Here is a 20,558-nt window from a genome sequence, read left to right as displayed (position 1 = left end):
GATTAATACTTTTTCTTCGCGAAAATAACCCGAGCCAGAATATTCAGTAACAATACACACAGGGTAATTAGCAGTACCCCTGCCCAAGCCAGTTGTTGCCATTCGGCAAATGGGCTCATGGCAAATTTAAAGATAGTAACCGGCAAGTTAGCGATAGGCTGGCTCAGATCAGTGCTCCAGAACTGGTTGGAGAGCGATGTGAACAGCAAGGGTGCTGTTTCACCGGCAATACGTGCTACCGCGAGCAAGATACCTGTCAAAATACCGGAGATAGACGCTTTCAGCGTAATAGCCGATATCATGCGCCATTTCGGTGTTCCCAGGGCATAGGCAGCTTCACGCAGGCTATCTGGTACCAACTTGAGCATGTTCTCAGTAGTACGGATAACAATCGGCACTTGTAACAGCGCCAATGCAATCACCCCAGCCCAACCGGAGAAGTGCTCCATCTTGGCAACCACGATGGTGTAGACAAACAGACCGACCACGATGGAAGGTGCTGATAGCAAAATATCATTTATAAAGCGGGTAATTTCCGCCAACCAGGATTTACGACCATATTCAGCCAGGTAAATCCCGGCCATGATACCCAGAGGGGTGCCAATGACGGTGGCCCATAAAATCAATAAACCACTGCCGGCAATGGCGTTAGCCAAACCACCACCCGCGGTATTGGGTGGTGGAGTCATCTCGGTAAACAGCGCCAAAGACATGCCGTCAATTCCTTTGGTCACGGTGGAGAACAAAATCCACACCAACCAAAACAAACCAAACGCCATGGTAGCCATTGAAAGCAGTAAGGCTATACGGTTCTTTTGGCGACGCCAGGCCTGCTTTTTACGGCGGGTTTCCAGTAGCGTCGCATCACTTTGCATATCCATTGTCGCCATCTTAGCGCCCCTCTTTCTTAGCCAGACGCAAAATCATTAACTTAGATAACGCCAGCACGATAAAGGTAATCACGAACAATATCAGGCCCAACTCCATCAGCGCGGCAGTATGTAAACCGGATTCCGCTTCAGCAAACTCATTCGCTAACGCAGAGGTGATACTGTTCCCTGGCATGAAGAGTGAGAAACTGTCGAGTTGGTAGGTGTTACCGATAATAAAGGTCACTGCCATGGTTTCACCCAAAGCGCGCCCCAGGCCTAGCATCACACCGCCAATCACACCGTTTTTGGTGTAAGGCAGCACAATGCGCCAGATAACTTCCCAGGTGGTACAGCCAATACCATAGGCTGACTCTTTCATCATCACCGGGGTTTGCTCAAACACATCGCGCATAACCGCTGCAATGTAAGGAATAATCATGATGGCCAGGATGACACCTGCGGCCAGAATACCAATACCGAATGCCGGGCCTGAGAACAACACACCCACAATCGGGATGCCAGACATCACGTTGCCGACGGGTTCTTGGAAATAGCGGGCAAATAAGGGAGCGAAAACAAACAAACCCCACATCCCGTAAACAATACTAGGGATAGCCGCTAATAGTTCGATAGCCACACCCAGTGGGCGTTTTAGCCAGTTAGGGGCCAGCTCAGTCAGGAACAAGGCAATCCCAAAACTGACCGGGACGGCAATAAGTAAGGCGATAACAGAGGTGACAACTGTGCCATAAATCGGCACTAAGGCACCAAACTGCTCAGCCGGGGCATCCCATTCTTTGGTCCACAGGAAAGCCCAACCAAATTTTTGAATACTTGGCCAAGAAGCAACAATCAATGAAATGATAATGCCGCCCAGCAGAAATAGCGTAATCAGCGCAGCCAGTTTAACCAGCGCGCTGAAAATGATGTCACCGTATTTGCTCGGTGCTTTGGTAGTCGGCTTATAATCAGCCATAGACTCTCTTCTCATCCGGGTGTTAATTCCCTTCGTACTTGAAGCCGCAGGGTTGTTGGTTATGATCGCTCACCCGAATCACTGACCTGAGTCAGCTCATCGGGGTTCGTTCACTTGCCGCCTACCTGCAACTTCAATTACTTTGGGTATATTAAATCAATATCTTATAAATAAATTATTACAGGCAAAACTAACTTCAATCAGAAGATTGGCTTACCGTTGCTGTCTTTAACATTGGTTTTCCAAGCTGCACGAACCTGTTCAACCACTTCTTTTGGTAATGTGGCGTAATCCAGCGCATTAGCTTGTTCAGCACCGTTTTTGTATGCCCAATCAAAGAACTTCAGTACTTCAGTGCCTTTAGCCGCATTTTTCTGCTCTTTGTGCACCAAAATGAAAGTAGTAGAGGTAATTGGCCAAACATCATCACCTTTCTGATTGGTTAAGTCTTGAGCAAACGTTTTGCTCCAGTCTACACCTTTGGCCGCAGCGCTAAAGCTTTGCTCTGTTGGGCTGACTGGTTTGCCATCGGCTGAAACCAGTTTGGTGTAAGCCAGGTTATTTTGTTTGGCATAAGCGTATTCCACATAACCAATGGCACCTGGCAAGCGCTGAACAAATGCCGCAATACCGTCGTTACCTTTACCACCTAAACCGGTCGGCCAGTTAACCGTTGAGCCTGCACCCACTTTCTCTTTCCACTGCGCATTCACTTTAGCCAGATAGCTGGTGAATACGAATGAAGTGCCAGAACCATCAGCACGGCGCACCACTGCAATATTTTGATCTGGCAATTTAACGCCCGGATTCAGCTTCACAATCGCCGGGTCATTCCACTTCTTCACATTACCCAGATAAATATCACCCAGTGTTTTACCGTCTAAAGTCAGTTCACCAGATTTGATGCCAGGGATATTAACGGCCAGCACCACACCACCAATCACAGTTGGGAATTGGAACAAACCTTCAGCCGCCAGCTTATCGTCTGCTAATGGCGCATCAGAAGCACCGAAATCAACAGTATTGGCAATGATTTGTTTTACGCCACCTGAAGAGCCGATCCCTTGATAGTTAACTTTGTTACCTGTTTCTTTCTGATAAGAATCTGCCCACTTGGCATACACCGGCGCGGGGAATGTCGCACCTGCACCTGTCAGGCTTGCAGCAGCGAACGCGGACACAGTGGTCATAGATAAAGTCGCTGCCACAATGCTGGCTACGGTGGTACGCATCAGTTTCATAATCCCTCCTAATGGGATATTAGAATTAACTCTATACCAAAGAACCTGGTATTGCAGGATGGGCTGAGTAATGAACCAAGCTAACAACGCTGCAACTCAAGTACCAAGTGTATAAATTGTTTTCATCAGATTAAGTATGGTGCAGGAGGGAAAATAGGACAGTTTAATGACAGAAAAATGTATGAAATATTACAGTTATATGACAAACCACCGGAGTTAAAATAAAATCATTATTTATCATTAGATTAGCCTGTTTTTTATCTTGTTATTTGTGATGATTTCAGTTGTGGTCGTGGTTGGTCACTGTTTTCCCGTAGCGTTGCGCTGTGGGTTCGATACGACGAAATCGTTTCTGATAAAATAACGTCGTTTTTTATCACGTTTAATCCATTATATTAACGAATGAATTCAATTGAATGATGTTGTATTTATTCTCAGCGCTGAGCATATTCAACAAATTGGATGAGTAAACGTAAGATAACGGAATAAGGAGAGGAAACTCAATAAAAATACGAATATATTGCCTATCTTTTCATTCTCATCACCATCCTGCTGTGCACATTTTCCCAGACGGCTTCCCTCTATTCTCTATTTCCTCAGTGGTTTTTTTTTGCATTGCTGCTAACATTATTTTCTAGGGTTACGATACTGAGTAACACTGAATTAATTTACTCTATTGAACATCTTCACCATTTTAATAAATTTTCAATATTACACACAGAAAAATCATCGCCTCAGGAGAAAATATTTCTTTCTTAACAACATATTGGCTCTTTCCGAGCCAGTCTCGCGGATAGGACAAGTAACCAACGCGGCTACCTACATGAAACTGGCAGCATGCGAAAGATAGAAAATATAAATTTTCAGTCAATGCTTTTGATTTACTAAGCCAATACCTTGTTTTATTACGCTGAATATTTGTCTCTATATTCTATTGAACGCCCTATGCTTTAGAGAATTTTCGTATAGATAATTACAGCAAACTCATTGGGAAATGATATTATGCAATCTGCAACTATGCCCTCAGGAAAAAATAGTTTTTCTGAAAATAATATTATTAGCAGTGTAATTAATAAATATGCAAACACCGGTGTATTTATAATTAATACCAACGATCCGCTGCTGGTGAAATTCTATGATATTCAACTGGGACTGGCAGGTATCAGCCTCGTTCGTTGTCCTAATTTCAGTCAGCTCTGGGCAAACCATAAACTGGCTAAATATGCCGTCAGCTCACTGGCGATGGGGGATAGCGATAGCGCACAGCAGGTACACAGCATCGTTAGCCTGGATTCTACTGATGGGCAAACGTTCTCAGCAAATGCCATTGGTTCGTTGCCGGTGTCAGCCATAAACATCACGCAAACCTTAGGTATTTTTGACGAATCAGGCAGCCCTGCGGGAACAGTACAATGTAAAAAGAACTATATTTATACTGCCAATTGCCCCATCCAGGCTAATGGCACCTTCCCGGCCAGTTTAAAACAAACCCGCTATCCGGTTAATATCATCTATACCTTCGCCCAAACGGTGAATAACCAGACAGTTTACGGGGCCGAAATTGTTACCACACAAAGTTACCCAAAATTAATTCAAAATGATTCACCTGCTGATTTAAATAAAAATAATCTGATAAAAATCTGTCTGGCTCGTCAAGAAAGCGACTGTGACTACTTTAATAATTTTGACGGCAATGTCACCGTACCGATAAAAGGCAGCGTAACCTACTTCGGCAATATTGATTTAAATAATGGCAAGCCTATAAACGCGTATAACTCAATTTATCTGGTCCGCGAACGTCAGGGCGGCGATCCGATCACCCCTGCCAATGACTTTAATTTCTTTGACGACGCTAAAACCCGAATTAACGGCAACGTTTTATCTTGGGATCTCGACTGGCTTAAATTCAAACGTCCCGATTTTGATTCCGGTGAGCGGGTTTATTATATCTTTAAAGTGACATTACAAATTGAAGGAGCGAGTGTAGCCAGTTTTATTACCAATGCTCCCGGTCCGTTCGATCCTGAACAGCGCTTTTTAAATACCAACACGCTAAAACCCATGCAGATTACCTATGGTTGTTTAGGTAAAGGCACCCCCATTTTGATGCAGGATGGTAAAGAAAAAGCCATTGATGACATCCTTATTGGTGAATGGGTGCAATCGCAGGATGGGCGAGCGTTAAGAGTCGAAGATGTGATTACCGGCACGGAGCAAAACTATCTTGAGATTGAAGTCAGGGATAGTAGCGGCCAGCTCAAAACCCTTATCACCAGTCTGGGCCACCCTTTTTGCACTACCACCGGTGTGAAACTGGCGAGTGAATTGACTCTGACCAGTCGACTGCTAACCCCAGAGTGTGACTGTGCTATCAGCCGTATCAACAAACAACACGGCGAGATTGAGGTGTACAACCTGCACCTTTCCACTGACGACCCCATCAAAGATCTGACAGAAAGTAGCAGCACCATGTATGCCGCAGGCGTGCTAGTTGGTGATAGCACGATGCAGTATCACTACGAAGAGGCCTACCACCATCGCTCGGTGAATATCCTAAACCAGCTACCGGAAGAATGGCGTCAGGATTATCAAAACCATATTAAAACCATAAGGTAATTGATTGATATGTTTATTGGTTATCCTGATTTTCAGCAAATTATCATCGATGACAAGCTGCGCGTCGTTGCCGTCTGTCAGCAGTCTGATGTCTATTATTTGTATCCAGAACCCTTCGCCCTGATTGCTGGTGATCCGCTGGCCTTTGCACTGGATGTGATCCTCAGCCTAAGCAGCAACATTATCTACGGCGACCTTGATTTTACCGCCGAGCTACAATTTGCCAGTGGCGGCGCACTTGAGGTATTCAATCGCCAACACCCAGGGAAGGCTATCCAAGGTTTGCCGGTTATCCCCTATAAGCTAAGTTTCCGCTCACCACCTGACCATGATTCAGCATTAACCCATCAGGATTACGACCCGACCTGGTATTCAGCGCAGTCGATTCAATTTTTGATCTCGCTCGATGCAGATACCACGCAACTGATGAAAAAAACGTTGCTGGATAATATTGTTGGCTTTAATGCCCGTATCGATGGCTTTGTCGAGGGTGTATCGCCACGGCTGAACTACACACTAGATTGCGATCCCGGCCAGTTAATTGCCGAACTGGCGGCCAATGTTAAAGACGCCCAACCGGTGTCCAACAACCGGATAGCGTTTCCCTACATGTTGCTTACTCAGTACATGTACGAAAATCTGTCCCGGCTACCGCTGCTGATCTCGCCAGCCTTCTCCTCAACCAACCCGGCAGAAGCACTATTATTCGCGCAGGCTTTGCTCGATCGTCTGTTCAACACGTTAGGATCGCCCTATATCGGTAACGCCAACACCAATACTACTTATATTTGTCTGTTGCTCCCCCAGAAACAGCGTCGCCTGATAATTGATTTAAAACGCGTTGAGCTAACCCGGCGCCCCATCTGCTTTTTATTGGATCCCTTTGCCACCGCACAACAAATTGCCAAAGAGGCTCCCGAACAGGTTATCCACCAGATAACCGCACCTGCACTGCCAGACGGTAACCTGCGGATTAACATTCTTTACGCTTTCCCACAGGGTCTTAAAGACGGGGCGTTTATTGATATACAAATCATTTTACCACCGGGCGAGCTTTATCCTTCTGAACAACAGCAAACCCTGCTATTGATACCCAGTCAGAGTTATTTGGCCTTCACATTTATTAATAATACGTTCAGCTTGAATAGTGAATATCAGTACCATATTCGCGTTAGCTACCCCACCGCCAATGGATATATCTCTCTCGTCACCGAGCAACGAACCAGTAATAACAAAATACTGACGCTGGATTATTCCAGCCTTCCTTGTCAGTTCCTGACCCTCAATATCGATCCGACATTCGCACAACACAGTATGCTCACAGGCCACTACTCCTCCGCTAACCTGTCAGAACCCTTTGAACTCACACTGGCTTCGCCCTGTTTCAGTTATCCGATAACGGGACGTGATGCCTATGCCAAGCTGACCGCCTGGGATAACGATAGCGCCGCCTCAGTGGTGCTCGATATGCCAATCATCCAGTCAGCCACCATCGGTGTTTATAGTTTTCCTCAGTTTGGTGCGCAGCACGCCACCATTATCGCCCGGTTTGCTACTGGCATCCGCTATGTCACGTTACGATTTCAAGCTCAGGGTGAAACGCAAACGCGCGATCATACGTTTACTCAGCAGGATAATTGCTATGAATATCAATGGAATGTCACATCAATTTACGCGGCAGGGTTTCGTTATAAAACCAGTAACGGTCAATGGTCGGACTATGTGACGGGCAATCAAACCATTACACTTGAGGTTGAAAATGAAGATTGAATCATTAAATCCTGAAAAAAATCTGGCGTCCTTTTTTTTGCTTGATCGAGCTTTCGTCTTTCACGATCAGCGAAGCCCGCCCAATGACTATACCTATGGCTGCTTCACGCCTGAAATAGTTCATGACGATCGGGGAAATAAAACCAGTGGTTTTCACCTTACCACCAGTCCGGCAGGCGGCCTCGTCATCCTGATTACACCGTTAGTTCCCCTCAATACCCAAGCTATACAACAGTATATTCAGACACATATCTCCCACTCAGGCGGTAACATCACCCTTAAGCAGTGTACTGCGAAGACGGCGATCTTCTTGCGCTTTCATGAGCCGTTGGGTGACGCCACCTATCTGGTTGAGTTTGAAGGAAACTCTATGTCGACCACCCATTCGGAAGGGATAGAGTTGACTGAGGCCATACAGGGTAACGCGAAGCGGGTTTTTCTTACCACCCATACACAATTCACAGTAAGTACCACGGTTAACGCCCATCTCACCAGCGACTGGCGGCAGTTTCTAATACTGGCGTTTAACACCAAAACCCGCACACCAGAGGCTATTGCGCAGCTACTCGACAAGCAAATTACTGCTGGTATCGTCGTGTTGGACGAGGAGTTTAAAAATACCCCGTCGCCGCAGACCAAAGAGACCGTGAGAAAAAATCTGGTCGACCTCGCTGCCAGCATCCTCAGTAATACGCTCGCCAACATCTCGCATATTGATGAGATACCCACCAGAATTGACTATGATTTTTCTTACGAAAACAGCCTGCCCCAATCTTATGAACTGATCGACGAACAGGATATCGCGACGCTATTCAGCGGCTTTATCGCCAATAAACTGATTTCCTATGACCCTTCGCCGCTGCCTGAGCCTCAACGAAAACAACCTGACGATCCGGGAAAACAGCATACCTGCAAAGTCAGCCTGGATTTCAATGCCAGCAAATTTATGATTATGTCGATTGAACTGACGTGGGCGGATAAAAAAATACCCATGCAGTGGCCAAACTTTCCTCCTCTCACCGTCACCGCCGATAGTCGCGTGAATGAGATAAATATCAAGGTCACTTTTTCCGACTATTCATTCATTAATATCACACGCCAGTGGCAGGCAGACATCAATCTGACCGTTCAGGATATCGGGTTTCATAATGTGACCTTTGATGCCCGCCACTTACAATCTGATTTTAAAACGATTTCAGGCAGCGCCAATTACTTCCCAGAGGGTCAGGCCAAACGCGCTACCTTTAATTTTTCATTTTCCGATCAGCAGTGGCAAACCACTTGGTTACTCAATACCCAGTCAAATATCTTGAATGGCCGTATTGAATACCACTGGCAGGGAAAAACGTCGTCATTTATAACCAGAAATTACGATTCAGGTGTACAGCAATCGACCTCACTCCGTATTGAACTTCAATACAAAAAATAACCATGAGTTAAGAGGAATAAGCTATGTTAACCACAGCCATCCAGCATTCGATTAAAATAGATACCAATGAACACTTAGGCGTCAAGGTATATACCTATACCTGCTATGGCGATAGCGAAGATAAAAATATTTTTTATGTTATTCCTGAAACTCCAGTATTTTCTGGTCAGGAAAATAAGCCTGACTTCTTATTCTATAAATATCGTAAAGAAGAGCAACAAGGCGGATACGCACAGTTTACCGTCAAACTTCCCGTGCCAACAGAAAGCGAAGCCGACAAAATAAAAGTACAGCTTTATAGTGGGATATCACCGCAACTTGTGGCGAAATCAAAACTTATCGTCCAGTATATTAAAGCTGAAGAATTATTTAATTCCGATCCGACCAATAAAGCCAATCAAGATGCCAAAATTAAAGCTTTTCAAAATGCTGGATTAACCGAAGAGCAAGCAAAAAAATATATACTCGCTTATAACCCTGACGCGGGTGACGATCAATTTCTCGGTCAACTGATGCCCGATGACGTGCGTAAAATAGAATTGCGCCAACCCCGCTATACCTCAGCGCAGGCCTCATTGATCATCAATGAGAACAAAGTATTTTACTGTCAGATGCCCACACCACTGAGTCCCTCTGGTTTGGGGAATAACGATACTGTATTTAGCATGTCGCTAACGGGGCTGGGAGCAACCCTGTTTGAGAATGTATTAAAAGGAACGCCGAATAATGCCAGCGTCGGGATTCGTTATAACTTCACGCTGGATGCCTCTCTGCCGGCAGTAAAAGTTATTGTCACCTACAACAGTGAGAAAATGAAAGAAGTGACGCAGACCATTACCCGTCATACCTGGTCTGCGGATGAAAAAGAAATCACCCGTGAGTTTTCCGAGAAAGGTGCTGCCAAAGTTTCTGTTATTACCAGCCTCAGCGCGCAAGAAATGGGCATGAAAGATGACCAATATAGTGCTTGGATAAAAACCTTCGAGGACTGGGGACAAACACAGCTTCAACAAATATTGTCTAGCCAGACAGGGCTCGATATGAGTATGGATTTGCTGAACGATGCAGGTAATTTTGATAAATTTAAAGAAAGTCTGAAAAACACGCAGGATTTCACCCGAATATTTGAAGAAAATCGTGTTGTTCCTTTTTCCATCGCGCCGCAGACTCAGTTGCCGTCCATCCTTTCTATTGTCGGTGCTGAGAAGGTCGATGACTATTTCAAAGAATACGATCTTAATGATCCCTTCTTTCAGTTTATTCAACCCGAATTTTATGTCAGTCAGGATCTGGATAAATATGATATTGAAAATATTATTATTATCGCAAAATATGATGATAACCATGTCAGCACACTCCGCTTCGACAGAAAAAACACCGCATCGCAAAAAACCGAGAAATGGTATATTGATAAAAAACTGGGACGCACCTACAGCTATTCATATACGGTGAATTTCTCAGGATTACATTCAAAACCCTATCATTCAGGTAAAATAGATGTAATTGATAGTCTGGTTCAATATATCAACATGGCACAATGCGGTATTGTCTACGCACAAATTGATTCGTTACTTGATGCACATGCATGGGAAACATTCAGCCAGGTGCTATTGAAAGCCCAATATTCCGATCCAGCGCATGGTGTAGAATTAAAAAGCGATACCCAGGTATTGAATATTTCCACGCAGCCAAAACCCTTTATTTATCCAATAGGCATGAAGCCAGAGAATCCCATTTATTTCACTACCAATTATTATACCCGGGATGGTGGTAATTTCACTTACATCGAACCAGGTATTGAGCCATCCCCACAGTTACCCGGATATGGCAGCACCCGCGCGAATCAGATTCAAATAATGGATGCCTTACCGAGGAAAACGACCTACTCCATATTTTTCATCGCGTCGAAGAAAGATGTACTAATTATCATCTTCGACATGATGGTGAACTATAAGACCTACAAGTTTAAACAGACTCAATCGATTAGTCTGGAAGAAAAAGATCTCGTGGACACCACCACCCGCCGCGACCTTACCTTCGAATTTTTACCCGATGGCACAGATGACATTCCTGAAATCACCTACAGCGGCACCATTATTTACAATGACGAGCGCGATCCCAAGCCAATTGAGGGCAAGGTAACCGGTTCATCGGTCGCGGTGGTGGTGAAGTGTTAATGGCCCGTCATTCTTCTGGCGTAGCGGCGGTCAAACGTGCTGCCTCTGAACCGGCCCTCCCGTTGAGGCGGTGATGAACAGTGTTCATTACTATTGGATAGGCAGAGCATCGGTCATTGCATTGATGACTGATGCTCGGTTGATTGTTTTTTATTCAACATGGACACCCCCATGGATAACAGAATAACGGAACAAACTATCGGTTTTATTAATGTAATGCCAGGTAGCCAAGTTTATTATTATAGCGCGTTGGCACCCAGTATTCTGGTGAATGAGCAGACTATTCCCGAAGTGCGTTACCAAATATTCAGGAATAGCGCCACCGCGCAACCGATGACTTACTACGCAATACTCTCATTGCAGACGCAACTGAACAGCAGTATGGCTGCAGCACAGGCAGCGGCTCGGGATAATCCCGATATTCCGCCGGACGCTATCCTGCTCCCCCTACAAATTATTGCCAGCACTGCCACGCTCAGTATTCCACAAGCTATGCCTCAACTGCTGAATCACACCTCGCTGGGGAATAATCAGTTTTGCTATATCATGGCCGCACTGACTGATGCGAATGATATTGAGCGAATCGTCGCGCTGCTTCAGCAACCGGAATCAGCACCGATTGCTGTCAGTTATAAAATCGACTACCTGCAACAGTTACCCCCCTCAACCTTTGAACTTGATGCCCAATGGGATCAGGTATATGAATATCTGAAAATCTCATTCGGTTTTAATGCGCTGATTTTTTCTTTTAATATTGATGATATTTCCGAAACCTTAATCAGTAATAAGCTGGTTACTATCAAGGTAAGAAATACCAATCCCGACCATTATATGAGACAAGCCACGGCTGAATTGAGCACGATTCTGACTTGCGAATTTTTCACCCCAGTATTTGGTCAAATAAAAACGGCTCCCGAGCCCAAATTTGGTTTTCAATTACAAAACATCTCAGTTAAAGATATTGATAAACGGACACTCAGTGCCCGAATCACCGAAACTACGGTAGTGCGGCGATCTCTCTATCCTCAAGCGCTTTTTGCCACATTGGTTAGCCAGAGCCATTATGATGCCATCGACGTCGTAAGCTATCACGAGCTTCAGGATAATTTTTTCTCTTACCGCACCATAAAAGCTCAACTGCTGACATCTGAGTTAGACGAGAATATTCAATTGGTGGCGCTCAATTTGACTTATGGCACCACGCGGTCCCCATTAGTTTTCTCCAGAAATAATATGGCGGCTAAAACGTTCCGTTTTTCAGCCATTATCGACCCTGTAACAAAAAAAATGTCCTGGCCGGTGGAGTATCAGTTCACATTATATTTTAACCATCCGGTCGGTGGTGTGATGTTTGTCAGTTCAGCCATCATGAGCACATCCTTAACCGAAATTTTTTTAGACATTGAATTGTTATATAGCCGTTATCATTTTGTTATTGCCACAGAAAAAAAATTCAACTGGGCATGGTATACATCAATATTGGTAAATATCACCTGTACCCATATTGAAAACAAAGAAAACAATACGTCAAAAAATTTCCACATCACCGAGAAAAAACCGTCAGAAGAATACAGCATCATGCTACCAGATCCTGAATGCTATACTTTTTCGGTAATCAAAGAATATAGCATTAGCGCTAACACTCCCCATATACCAGTAAGGTTAGACCAGCCCACCAGCCAGGATGTCAGCATATCTTCACGACTCTATAAACAAAGAACGCTGAAAATCACCCCAGCTTTTGACTGGGAAAGAATCACACAGGTTCTAGTCAATGTGACTTACTGCTATAACCAATTCGCCATGAACACGTTAAAGGAAGCATTTTATTTCTCTGAAGACCAGTCAGAACCTGCATTATTTAGCGCAGATCAACCCGACCCGACATTACTGTTTATTAATCTCGAAATCATGATTATTGATAATTACGGCGATATTGAAAATAAAGAATTCATTACCGATGAAGATCAGATCGATATTACCAACTGACCATAAGGATGTATCATGTTATTATTGAGAGAGAAAACCGCTACGATTAAAAATATCACGTTTTTTTCTGATGATTCAGATGAAAACCAATTTTGGTATTTGCCCGGTGATATTCATATTGCCGTACGTGATGGAAAACCGGTATTTTCATTAATTAAATACACCGGTGATGACACCAACCAACAGGGAGGATACATCAACTTTGAGGTCAATACTGCCGTCGATGAAGGCGAACTCAATACTGCGTTTACCGATTACCTGAATAAACTGAAGATCAAGCCGCAAAATGCCCGTAAAGCGCCAGTACCGTTTAACAACGGTACCGTGAACTTTTTTGTTCTGGATGCACAAAATGCCAATGGCCAGTTGATCAGCGCACAAAGCCCTAGCCTGTTTGGGAATAACACCGCCATTTTAAGTACCAAACTGACGCCACAACAGGCAGTTATTCTGGAGGCCGCATTTAATCAAGCGCAGGCACCTGCCGCTGTGGCTTACAACCTCACTTATACCGGTATCACCCCGGCATTGAAAGTGGATGTCACCGCAGAATTTGACAGCGTATATAAGGAATTTGGTGCTAAGTTTGGCATTAATATTCCTATTCCGGTCGAGACACCGGCAAGTTTTTGGCTCGGCTTTGACAGCGTGATTAAGAAACTGGAGCAAGATCAAAAACTCGTGATTAAAGTGACCGAAAGTATGCCCGGCGATCAGGCGACCAAAGAAAAAGAGTGGGCATTACAGTTTGTCAAAGAAGAACTACTAAAGATATTTTTCAACGCAACCATTAAACCAAACGCAGAAAGTAATGAGCAGGCAAAATCAGCCAGCGCTTCCATTCTGGAATCATTGATTGGCAGTAAAGATGAAACAGGAAAAGGCGGTCTTTTTCCCTGCGCATCATTGGAATTAAAAGTGGTCAACATTACCGAGCATAAAACCTTATCCTTTAACTACACTTCATCAAAAGCGATTACTCAGGCCGCCGTACCACAAAACTTTATCGGCACCGACACGTTAAAAGCCCAAAAAGATAAACCTTATTTTATTGAAGTAAACGTCAATGATCCGTTCTTTCAGAAAATCGAACTGCAAATCTTCGGCCCTGATGGCTTTGAAGAGTTCGGTATCAAAGCGGCAGCATTTCAAGCCAGCTACAATAACAATGTCTATACCAGTGATGCCTTTACCGAGGATGGTAAAGAATGGCGGAAAAATATTGCCAGAAGCAAAGACAAAAATGAATTACTCGATATTCAAGGCGAGTTTATCTTTAAATCAGCGAGCAGCTCCGGCTGGGAAGGTAACAGCAGCTATCAGTCAAAATTCAAAACCGCTTCTACCACCATCGGTCTCGATCCGAGTAATTTACTCACTTTCAATGAAATTGATATTTTCCTCGACAGCCAGTTCTCCTGGGATAAATACAATCAGGTGCTGGTTGAACTCACTTATCTTGATGACAAAGAACAAAAGAAAACCAAGAAGTTCTCCTTTAATCCCGATAAAACCAAGGCGCAAACCTTCAAGTATCGCTGCCTGACAGAGAAACCCTGGACGGTTCATTATACGATTACCTATCTTGAGGTCGGTGGGCATACCCGGTTGGTCGACGGTACAGATAATCCGCCTGCCATCGTTATTCCGACATGAGCTACGGTAAATAATCATGGTTGAACGCGTTGCGGTGTTACCAGCGGCATTGGACGCCCTGGTAACCACTTTATGCCATCATGTGCCGGATTTAACAGGTACGCTATTACCCGACATTCACCGTTTTAGCCAGAAACGGATGGCGTCGGGGCTGCTGTCTGCGACATTTAATACCAGTCTATTGGCTTATAACGGTTGTCCACTGGAGTTCACGACATCCAGCATAAAACCGCAAGCTGTGGCTTGCACGTTTGATACTTTTCTCCCGCTATCCACCCAGGCTCGTGATATTGGGGCCTTCAGTGCGGAAAATTACCCATACGCCTCGTCAGACTCATCTGCATCCTGCTTCGCACACATTGCCCGGATACAACGGCCGGATACACCTACCCAAGCGCTAAAATTTGGCTCATGGTTGGGGCGGAAATATACCGCTGACGGCGTTAAAACCAAGGTTTACTCCGAAGTTCCGCCAAATAATCAAGCATTAATCGCTCTGTATGCCTCCCCGCTAAATCACGCCAATAGCGATTATCCCCTGCATCAGTTAACCGCAGCCGGACTATCGCTGTTGATGATTGGCTATTACCCAGATAACCCTGACACACCAACTGAATATTATTATCAGTGGCACAGCGCAGAAATAACGCTGGCGGACATTGCCAACGTTATGCGGTTATTTGGTACTGAACGTGGATTTCCTCCGCTGGCCGCGCTGCTCAGGCAGGTATTAGCTAACATGCCTAATCCAGATGAATTCCCCGCCACCACCTATGGTTTCAGCCTGGTCTATAACCATCAACGCCAGTTGGAAAGTTTTAGCCTGTTTACTATGGCGCCGCGCTTTTTAGGCGGCAACGCGCAAGCTGCCCTCAAGATTGGTGAGCTATTGCAGCACGTGGCACAGCCCATGCCGCTGCTACAAGCGTTGCTCAAGGAGAATGTGCCTCTTCAGTTTAATGTCATCGGCTTTACGGTTGACGCACAGGCAAGGTGCGGCGTCAGTTGTACCTTCAGCCCGCAGAACGACCTTTGGCGCGAGGTTGCCCTACCAGACCGTAGCCCGCCGCCGCCGCGCGGCATGTCGCCAGATGCAATCCTCCGACAACAGCAGTCAGAAAACGGGGCATTCCTGTCCAGCGTCAGAACACCCGACGGCCAGTGGCATCTGGATGCCAATGCTTTTGTCACGGCTCAGGTATTAAGGACGCTCGACTACACCGAGCAAACGGCTCCCTATATTGATCGCGCGCTGGATTTTCTCGCTAGTTGTGAAACCCGCCCCGGTCATTTCAGTTTCTGGCCTCGTCACGCTCATCCCTGTTGGATGAACGGCCAGATGATTGACGCCGATATTGATGACACGGCGATAATTACCGAAATGTTATACAAATTTGGCCGTATTTCTCCTGACGCCGTTCGCCTGACGCTGATTGAGATGAATGGCTATCAGCTACAGAAGGTTGATGCCCGACTTACCGAACCGCAGCATCAATGGGCTGAATGTCAAACCTTCCACACTTGGATGAAACAAAATAATGAGATTAGCCAGCTCGACTGCTGTGTTAATACCAATGCGCTCATTTTACTGTATCGTTTTTATGGCGAACAATGCGCAACCCTACCGGCTTATTATCGTATTATCACCATGCTTAATAAAGCCGTCGTCTGGAGCCAAAACGAATATCAGAGAATAACCCAATTAACCCCCTACTACGCTCATCCCGCCGAATGGTTGTCCACACTTGAATATGCCCAAAATATCGGTATCGATACACTATCTGACATTATTACGCCGTTAAAAAAATGGCAGTTTGCCAATGGTGCTGGGGAAATACCACTCTATCGTCGTCACGATGGGCAGTATCTGTGGACCTCATCCTATTTATCAGCGCTGAGGCGTTGTTCTGTTCTCTATGATACGAAGGATACCTATGAACATCTTTCTCAATGATCTGGTCACGCTAAACAAAATTATTCTGGAAAACGCGCAGCAGCAGTTTACCGAAAATGTTAATCTGACCAGAAAATTACGGGCAACTCTAACGCCATTATCCGATGAATTGATAGCACAGGTCAGTACCGAGAATGTCTCTGGCGAAATACGCTATCAGATTGAAACCATAACAGATGGCATTAGTTGGACGATGGTACTGAGTTTTTTTCTCAACAAAAACATTCAGGAAATGCCTTATGTAGTGCTCAATTTCAATCAGTTTGGCAAATTCAATGAAATGATATTTCAGGACGTGGCACTCAAAGCTGAACGGCAATATCAGGCTCAATTAAAACTAACCCAACTTGAGCAGCGAGATGCGTTATTAAGAGCCTTATCCAACTACGATGCGCAAACCACGCTGGTGATCGCCATCAAATCTGATACCGGCCTGCTGAATACTATTACTGATCCTAAAATATTTTATTTTGCGGAAAATTATTATCCTTATATCTACCGCGGCATTGCGCCACCGAATCCACGTCTTGAATTAATTCTCACACCAATAGAATATCATCAATACTGGTATAACTATTATCAGGATAATATTCGTAAAGATTATCTTTATTATTTACCCGATACGTTTCAACTGGCCAGTAACAGCAATGACAATAATAAACCCATGTTGTCGATCTCCTTTTCTGCACCAGAAGGGGCAACAGAGGTGGCTCAGTTTAATGTGACCTTTGACTATTTCTTGCTACCCAAGGTGGACAGACAACGCATTAGCGACGCCGAAACTACCTTTATCCAATCCCAGCCACAAGGTAAGTTGATCCCTTTTTCCAGTGCGCATAGCCTTAAACTACGGTTGTCATTACCGGCGGGGAAAACCGAAGAAACCAACGCAATAGTAAACCTGCAAAGCGGTATTATTGATTCGTTCACGCTGCCATCGGCGCAGTTTGCAAAAATTTGGGATGCGCTGTTTGATACCACGGCACAGCATCTGTTGCTCAATGGCGAGCTGGAAGTTAAACAGGAAGGCTTTAGCCCTGACAATATCCCGGTACAGCTCAGGATGCCGGTTGCATATAAAAATAATCCCCAGCTGTTTATCGATAATTCCACCCCAGTTGAAATTGTCAAAACGCTGAAGTTTATCAGCAGCCAGGGTGCTTATGATCCCACCGGCCCGAAACCCATAGAACAGATACTAATCAGTATCAACCACCAGACGATAGCACTGAATAGCGAGCAGCCTACCAAAACCTTAGAAGTGAAAGTATCGGCCTTGCAACTCATTCTTAATCCGCAAGAAAAGCTGATCTACCATTATGATGTGCAGATTCATTACCAGGATGGGGCAAGGAAAGAGCTTAGAGATTTAACCTCGACCTTCGAAATTATTTATGTCCCTTGACACTCTCCCAACGACGCTGTGGCATTAAAGTGTCGTTGGGTAATATATTGTGTTTTTATATATAAACTGATGATAGCGGCAGCTATCTAAAAAACCGGCAACGTAACTTTTGCCAATTTCTGACAATGACTGTTTTAATTTGGTCATAAAAAAATCCGGTATGCTGTTAAACAGCATAACCGGACTTTTCGAGTTAACGGCTATTTCATCCGCCCACAATATTTTGTGCTATATCTATCGCAGCTTATTCAACCGTGACTGATTTTGCCAAGTTACGTGGCTGATCCACGTCGGTGCCTTTAATTAGCGCGACATGGTAAGAGAGTAACTGTAGTGGCACGGTATAGAAGATAGGCGCGATAATCTCTTCTACATGTGGTAACTGAATGATTTTCATCCCTTCACTGTCAGTGAAACCGGCATCTTGATCAGCAAACACATACAGCAAACCGCCACGGGCACGCACTTCTTCAATGTTGGATTTCAGTTTTTCCAACAATTCATTATTTGGCGCAACCACGATGACCGGCATATCAGCATCAATCAATGCCAATGGGCCGTGCTTCAACTCACCCGCAGCATAAGCTTCAGCGTGAATATAAGAGATCTCTTTAAGTTTCAGCGCGCCTTCCATCGCAATCGGGTATTGATCACCGCGACCAAGGAACAAGGCATTGTGTTTATCAGAGAAACCTTCAGCCAGCGCTTCAATGGTTTTATCCAGAGACAACATCTGTTCAATACGAGCAGGTAGAGCCTGTAACGCATGAACAATATTCTGCTCCAGACTGGCATCAGCGCCCTTCAGCTTGCCAATACGCCCCACCAGCATCAGTAATACTGTCAACTGAGTGGTAAAGGCTTTCGTTGATGCTACGCCAATCTCAGTACCGGCTTTGGTCATTAACGCTAAATCTGATTCACGCACCAGCGATGAGCCAGCGACGTTACAAATAGCCAGCGACCCCAAATACCCCAACTCTTTTGATAAGCGCAGAGCAGCTAAGGTATCGGCAGTTTCACCTGATTGTGACAAGGTGATCAACAGGCTGTTTGGGCGCACAGCGGATTTGCGGTAACGGAACTCAGACGCAATCTCTACGTCACAAGGCACACCGGCTAATGATTCAAACCAATAACGCGAAACCATGCCTGAGTTATAAGAGGTACCACAGGCAATAATTTGAATATGTTGAACATTTGCCAATAATGCATCCGCTTTAGGGCCAAGTTCAGACAAATCAATTACACCATGATTTAAACGGCCTTCCAGCGTATTTTTAATCGCCATTGGCTGTTCATAAATCTCTTTCTGCATGTAATGGCGGTAAACACCTTTATCACCGGCATCGTACTGCACCTGAGATTCAATTTCAGGGCGCTCAATAGCATTACCCTGTTTATCAAAAATTGCGATGCTACGGCGAGTTACTTCAACCACATCACCTTCTTCCAGGAAGATGAAGCGGCGAGTCACGGGTAATAACGCCAGTTGGTCAGAGGCAATAAAGTTTTCACCTACACCACAACCAATCACTAATGGGCTACCGGAACGCGCAGCCACCAAACGACTTGGGTCACGACTATCCATAACGACAGTGCCGTAAGCGCCACGTAATTGCGGGATAACACGCTTAACCACTTCCAGCAAAGATCCACCTTGCTGTAGCTCCCAGTGCACCAAGTGAGCAATAACTTCAGTATCTGTTTCAGAACTGAAACGGTAGCCACGACCAATCAGTAATTCACGTAAAGGTTCGTGATTCTCAATAATGCCGTTGTGTACCACAGAGATATAGTCAGAAACATGAGGGTGCGCATTGGCTTCCGATGGCTCACCATGGGTAGCCCAACGGGTATGTGCAATCCCGGTGCCACCATGTAAAGCCTGATTTTCGGCAGCATCAGACAGCGCCTGTACTTTACCCACCCGACGTAAACGCGTCATATTACCTTCAGCGTCAACCACTGCTAAACCAGCAGAGTCATAGCCACGGTATTCAAGACGACGTAAACCTTCGATCAGAATCTCAGCGATATCACGTTGCGCTACTGCGCCAACAATTCCACACATCTATTTTATTCCTATGTAAGGTTCTTTTAGAACCTTGTCGATGTCAGTGACCTGATTTTCCGGATTTTCCGGGTTCCCCGAGCCTGTAGAGTTGGGGATTATTATGTTTTGCTCTGTGTTTTCAGCATCAATAGATAAACCAAAAACACAGGGCAAAACATCCCTTCAAAGAATAAACGATATTGAAGGGGCTGTTTTAATATAACCTAAATAATTCGAGTTGCAGGAAGGCAGCAATTGAGCAACAAATTGGTTGTAAACCAATTTGAACAGCGCCTACGCTGGCCCGTAGGGTGAACCTCTAATGAGGCTCATAATCCCCAGAAGCTTACTTATTTTAAGGTCAACGACCAGTAAGTAACTGGGGTGATTGAACGCAGCCAACGCACATGCAGCTTG

12 protein-coding genes are annotated in these 20,558 nt (G+C 45.0%); 8 read left to right on the top strand and 4 right to left on the bottom strand.

Features of this window, described 5'->3' with window-relative positions:
• Positions 1 to 2: 2 nt before the first annotated feature.
• The 3 genes from pstA to pstS form a co-directional block, all read right to left on the bottom strand.
• Positions 3 to 890, bottom strand: a complete 888-nt coding sequence (pstA, locus tag Q2T71_RS18950) for a phosphate ABC transporter permease PstA (RefSeq protein WP_005186725.1) — start codon at positions 888 to 890, stop codon at positions 3 to 5.
• 1 nt (position 891) lies between these two features.
• A complete protein-coding gene (gene pstC, locus Q2T71_RS18945) occupies positions 892 to 1,848 on the bottom strand; it encodes a phosphate ABC transporter permease PstC (RefSeq protein ID WP_005186724.1) in 957 nt (318 codons plus the stop codon).
• Between the two features lie 200 nt (positions 1,849 to 2,048).
• A complete protein-coding gene (gene pstS, locus Q2T71_RS18940) occupies positions 2,049 to 3,089 on the bottom strand; it encodes a phosphate ABC transporter substrate-binding protein PstS (protein ID WP_083161568.1) in 1,041 nt (346 codons plus the stop codon).
• A 1,002-nt stretch (positions 3,090 to 4,091) separates the two neighbouring features.
• Here pstS and Q2T71_RS18935 point away from each other — a divergent pair.
• The 8 genes from Q2T71_RS18935 (at position 4,092) to Q2T71_RS18900 (ending at position 18,085) form a co-directional block, all read left to right on the top strand.
• A complete protein-coding gene (locus tag Q2T71_RS18935) occupies positions 4,092 to 5,705 on the top strand; it encodes a Hint domain-containing homing endonuclease (protein ID WP_372560186.1) in 1,614 nt (537 codons plus the stop codon).
• A gap of 9 nt (positions 5,706 to 5,714) precedes the next feature.
• Positions 5,715 to 7,475, top strand: coding sequence for a hypothetical protein (locus Q2T71_RS18930; RefSeq protein ID WP_372560185.1), 1,761 nt, complete (start codon positions 5,715 to 5,717; stop codon positions 7,473 to 7,475).
• On the top strand, positions 7,465 to 8,904 hold the full coding sequence (locus Q2T71_RS18925; protein WP_372560184.1) for a hypothetical protein: 1,440 nt from the start codon (positions 7,465 to 7,467) through the stop codon (positions 8,902 to 8,904). Before Q2T71_RS18930 ends, Q2T71_RS18925 begins: the two co-directional genes overlap by 11 nt.
• A gap of 23 nt (positions 8,905 to 8,927) precedes the next feature.
• Complete coding sequence (locus tag Q2T71_RS18920) at positions 8,928 to 11,081, top strand: hypothetical protein (protein ID WP_372560183.1); 2,154 nt, start codon at positions 8,928 to 8,930, stop codon at positions 11,079 to 11,081.
• A 171-nt stretch (positions 11,082 to 11,252) separates the two neighbouring features.
• A complete protein-coding gene (locus Q2T71_RS18915; RefSeq protein WP_372560182.1) occupies positions 11,253 to 13,070 on the top strand; it encodes a hypothetical protein in 1,818 nt (605 codons plus the stop codon).
• A 15-nt stretch (positions 13,071 to 13,085) separates the two neighbouring features.
• Positions 13,086 to 14,726, top strand: coding sequence for a hypothetical protein (locus tag Q2T71_RS18910; protein WP_372560181.1), 1,641 nt, complete (start codon positions 13,086 to 13,088; stop codon positions 14,724 to 14,726).
• Between the two features lie 16 nt (positions 14,727 to 14,742).
• The gene (locus tag Q2T71_RS18905; protein WP_372560180.1) at positions 14,743 to 16,680 is read left to right on the top strand and encodes a hypothetical protein; all 1,938 of its coding nucleotides are present in this window, start codon (positions 14,743 to 14,745) and stop codon (positions 16,678 to 16,680) included.
• Positions 16,661 to 18,085: a hypothetical protein gene (locus tag Q2T71_RS18900; RefSeq protein ID WP_372560179.1), complete on the top strand. Its 1,425-nt coding sequence runs from the start codon at positions 16,661 to 16,663 to the stop codon at positions 18,083 to 18,085. The genes Q2T71_RS18905 and Q2T71_RS18900 overlap by 20 nt, the downstream gene beginning before the upstream one ends.
• Positions 18,086 to 18,329: 244 nt before the next feature.
• Here Q2T71_RS18900 and glmS read toward each other — a convergent pair whose 3' ends face one another.
• Positions 18,330 to 20,159 (bottom strand): glutamine--fructose-6-phosphate transaminase (isomerizing), encoded by a 1,830-nt coding sequence (glmS, locus tag Q2T71_RS18895; RefSeq protein WP_083161582.1) that lies wholly within the window; start codon positions 20,157 to 20,159, stop codon positions 18,330 to 18,332.
• Positions 20,160 to 20,558 lie beyond the last annotated feature (399 nt).

It is taken from the genome of Yersinia sp. 1652 StPb PI, assembly GCF_041538345.1.
GTDB classification, from domain to species: domain Bacteria; phylum Pseudomonadota; class Gammaproteobacteria; order Enterobacterales; family Enterobacteriaceae; genus Yersinia; species Yersinia enterocolitica_E.
This window is presented reverse-complemented; position numbering and strand designations above follow the sequence as displayed.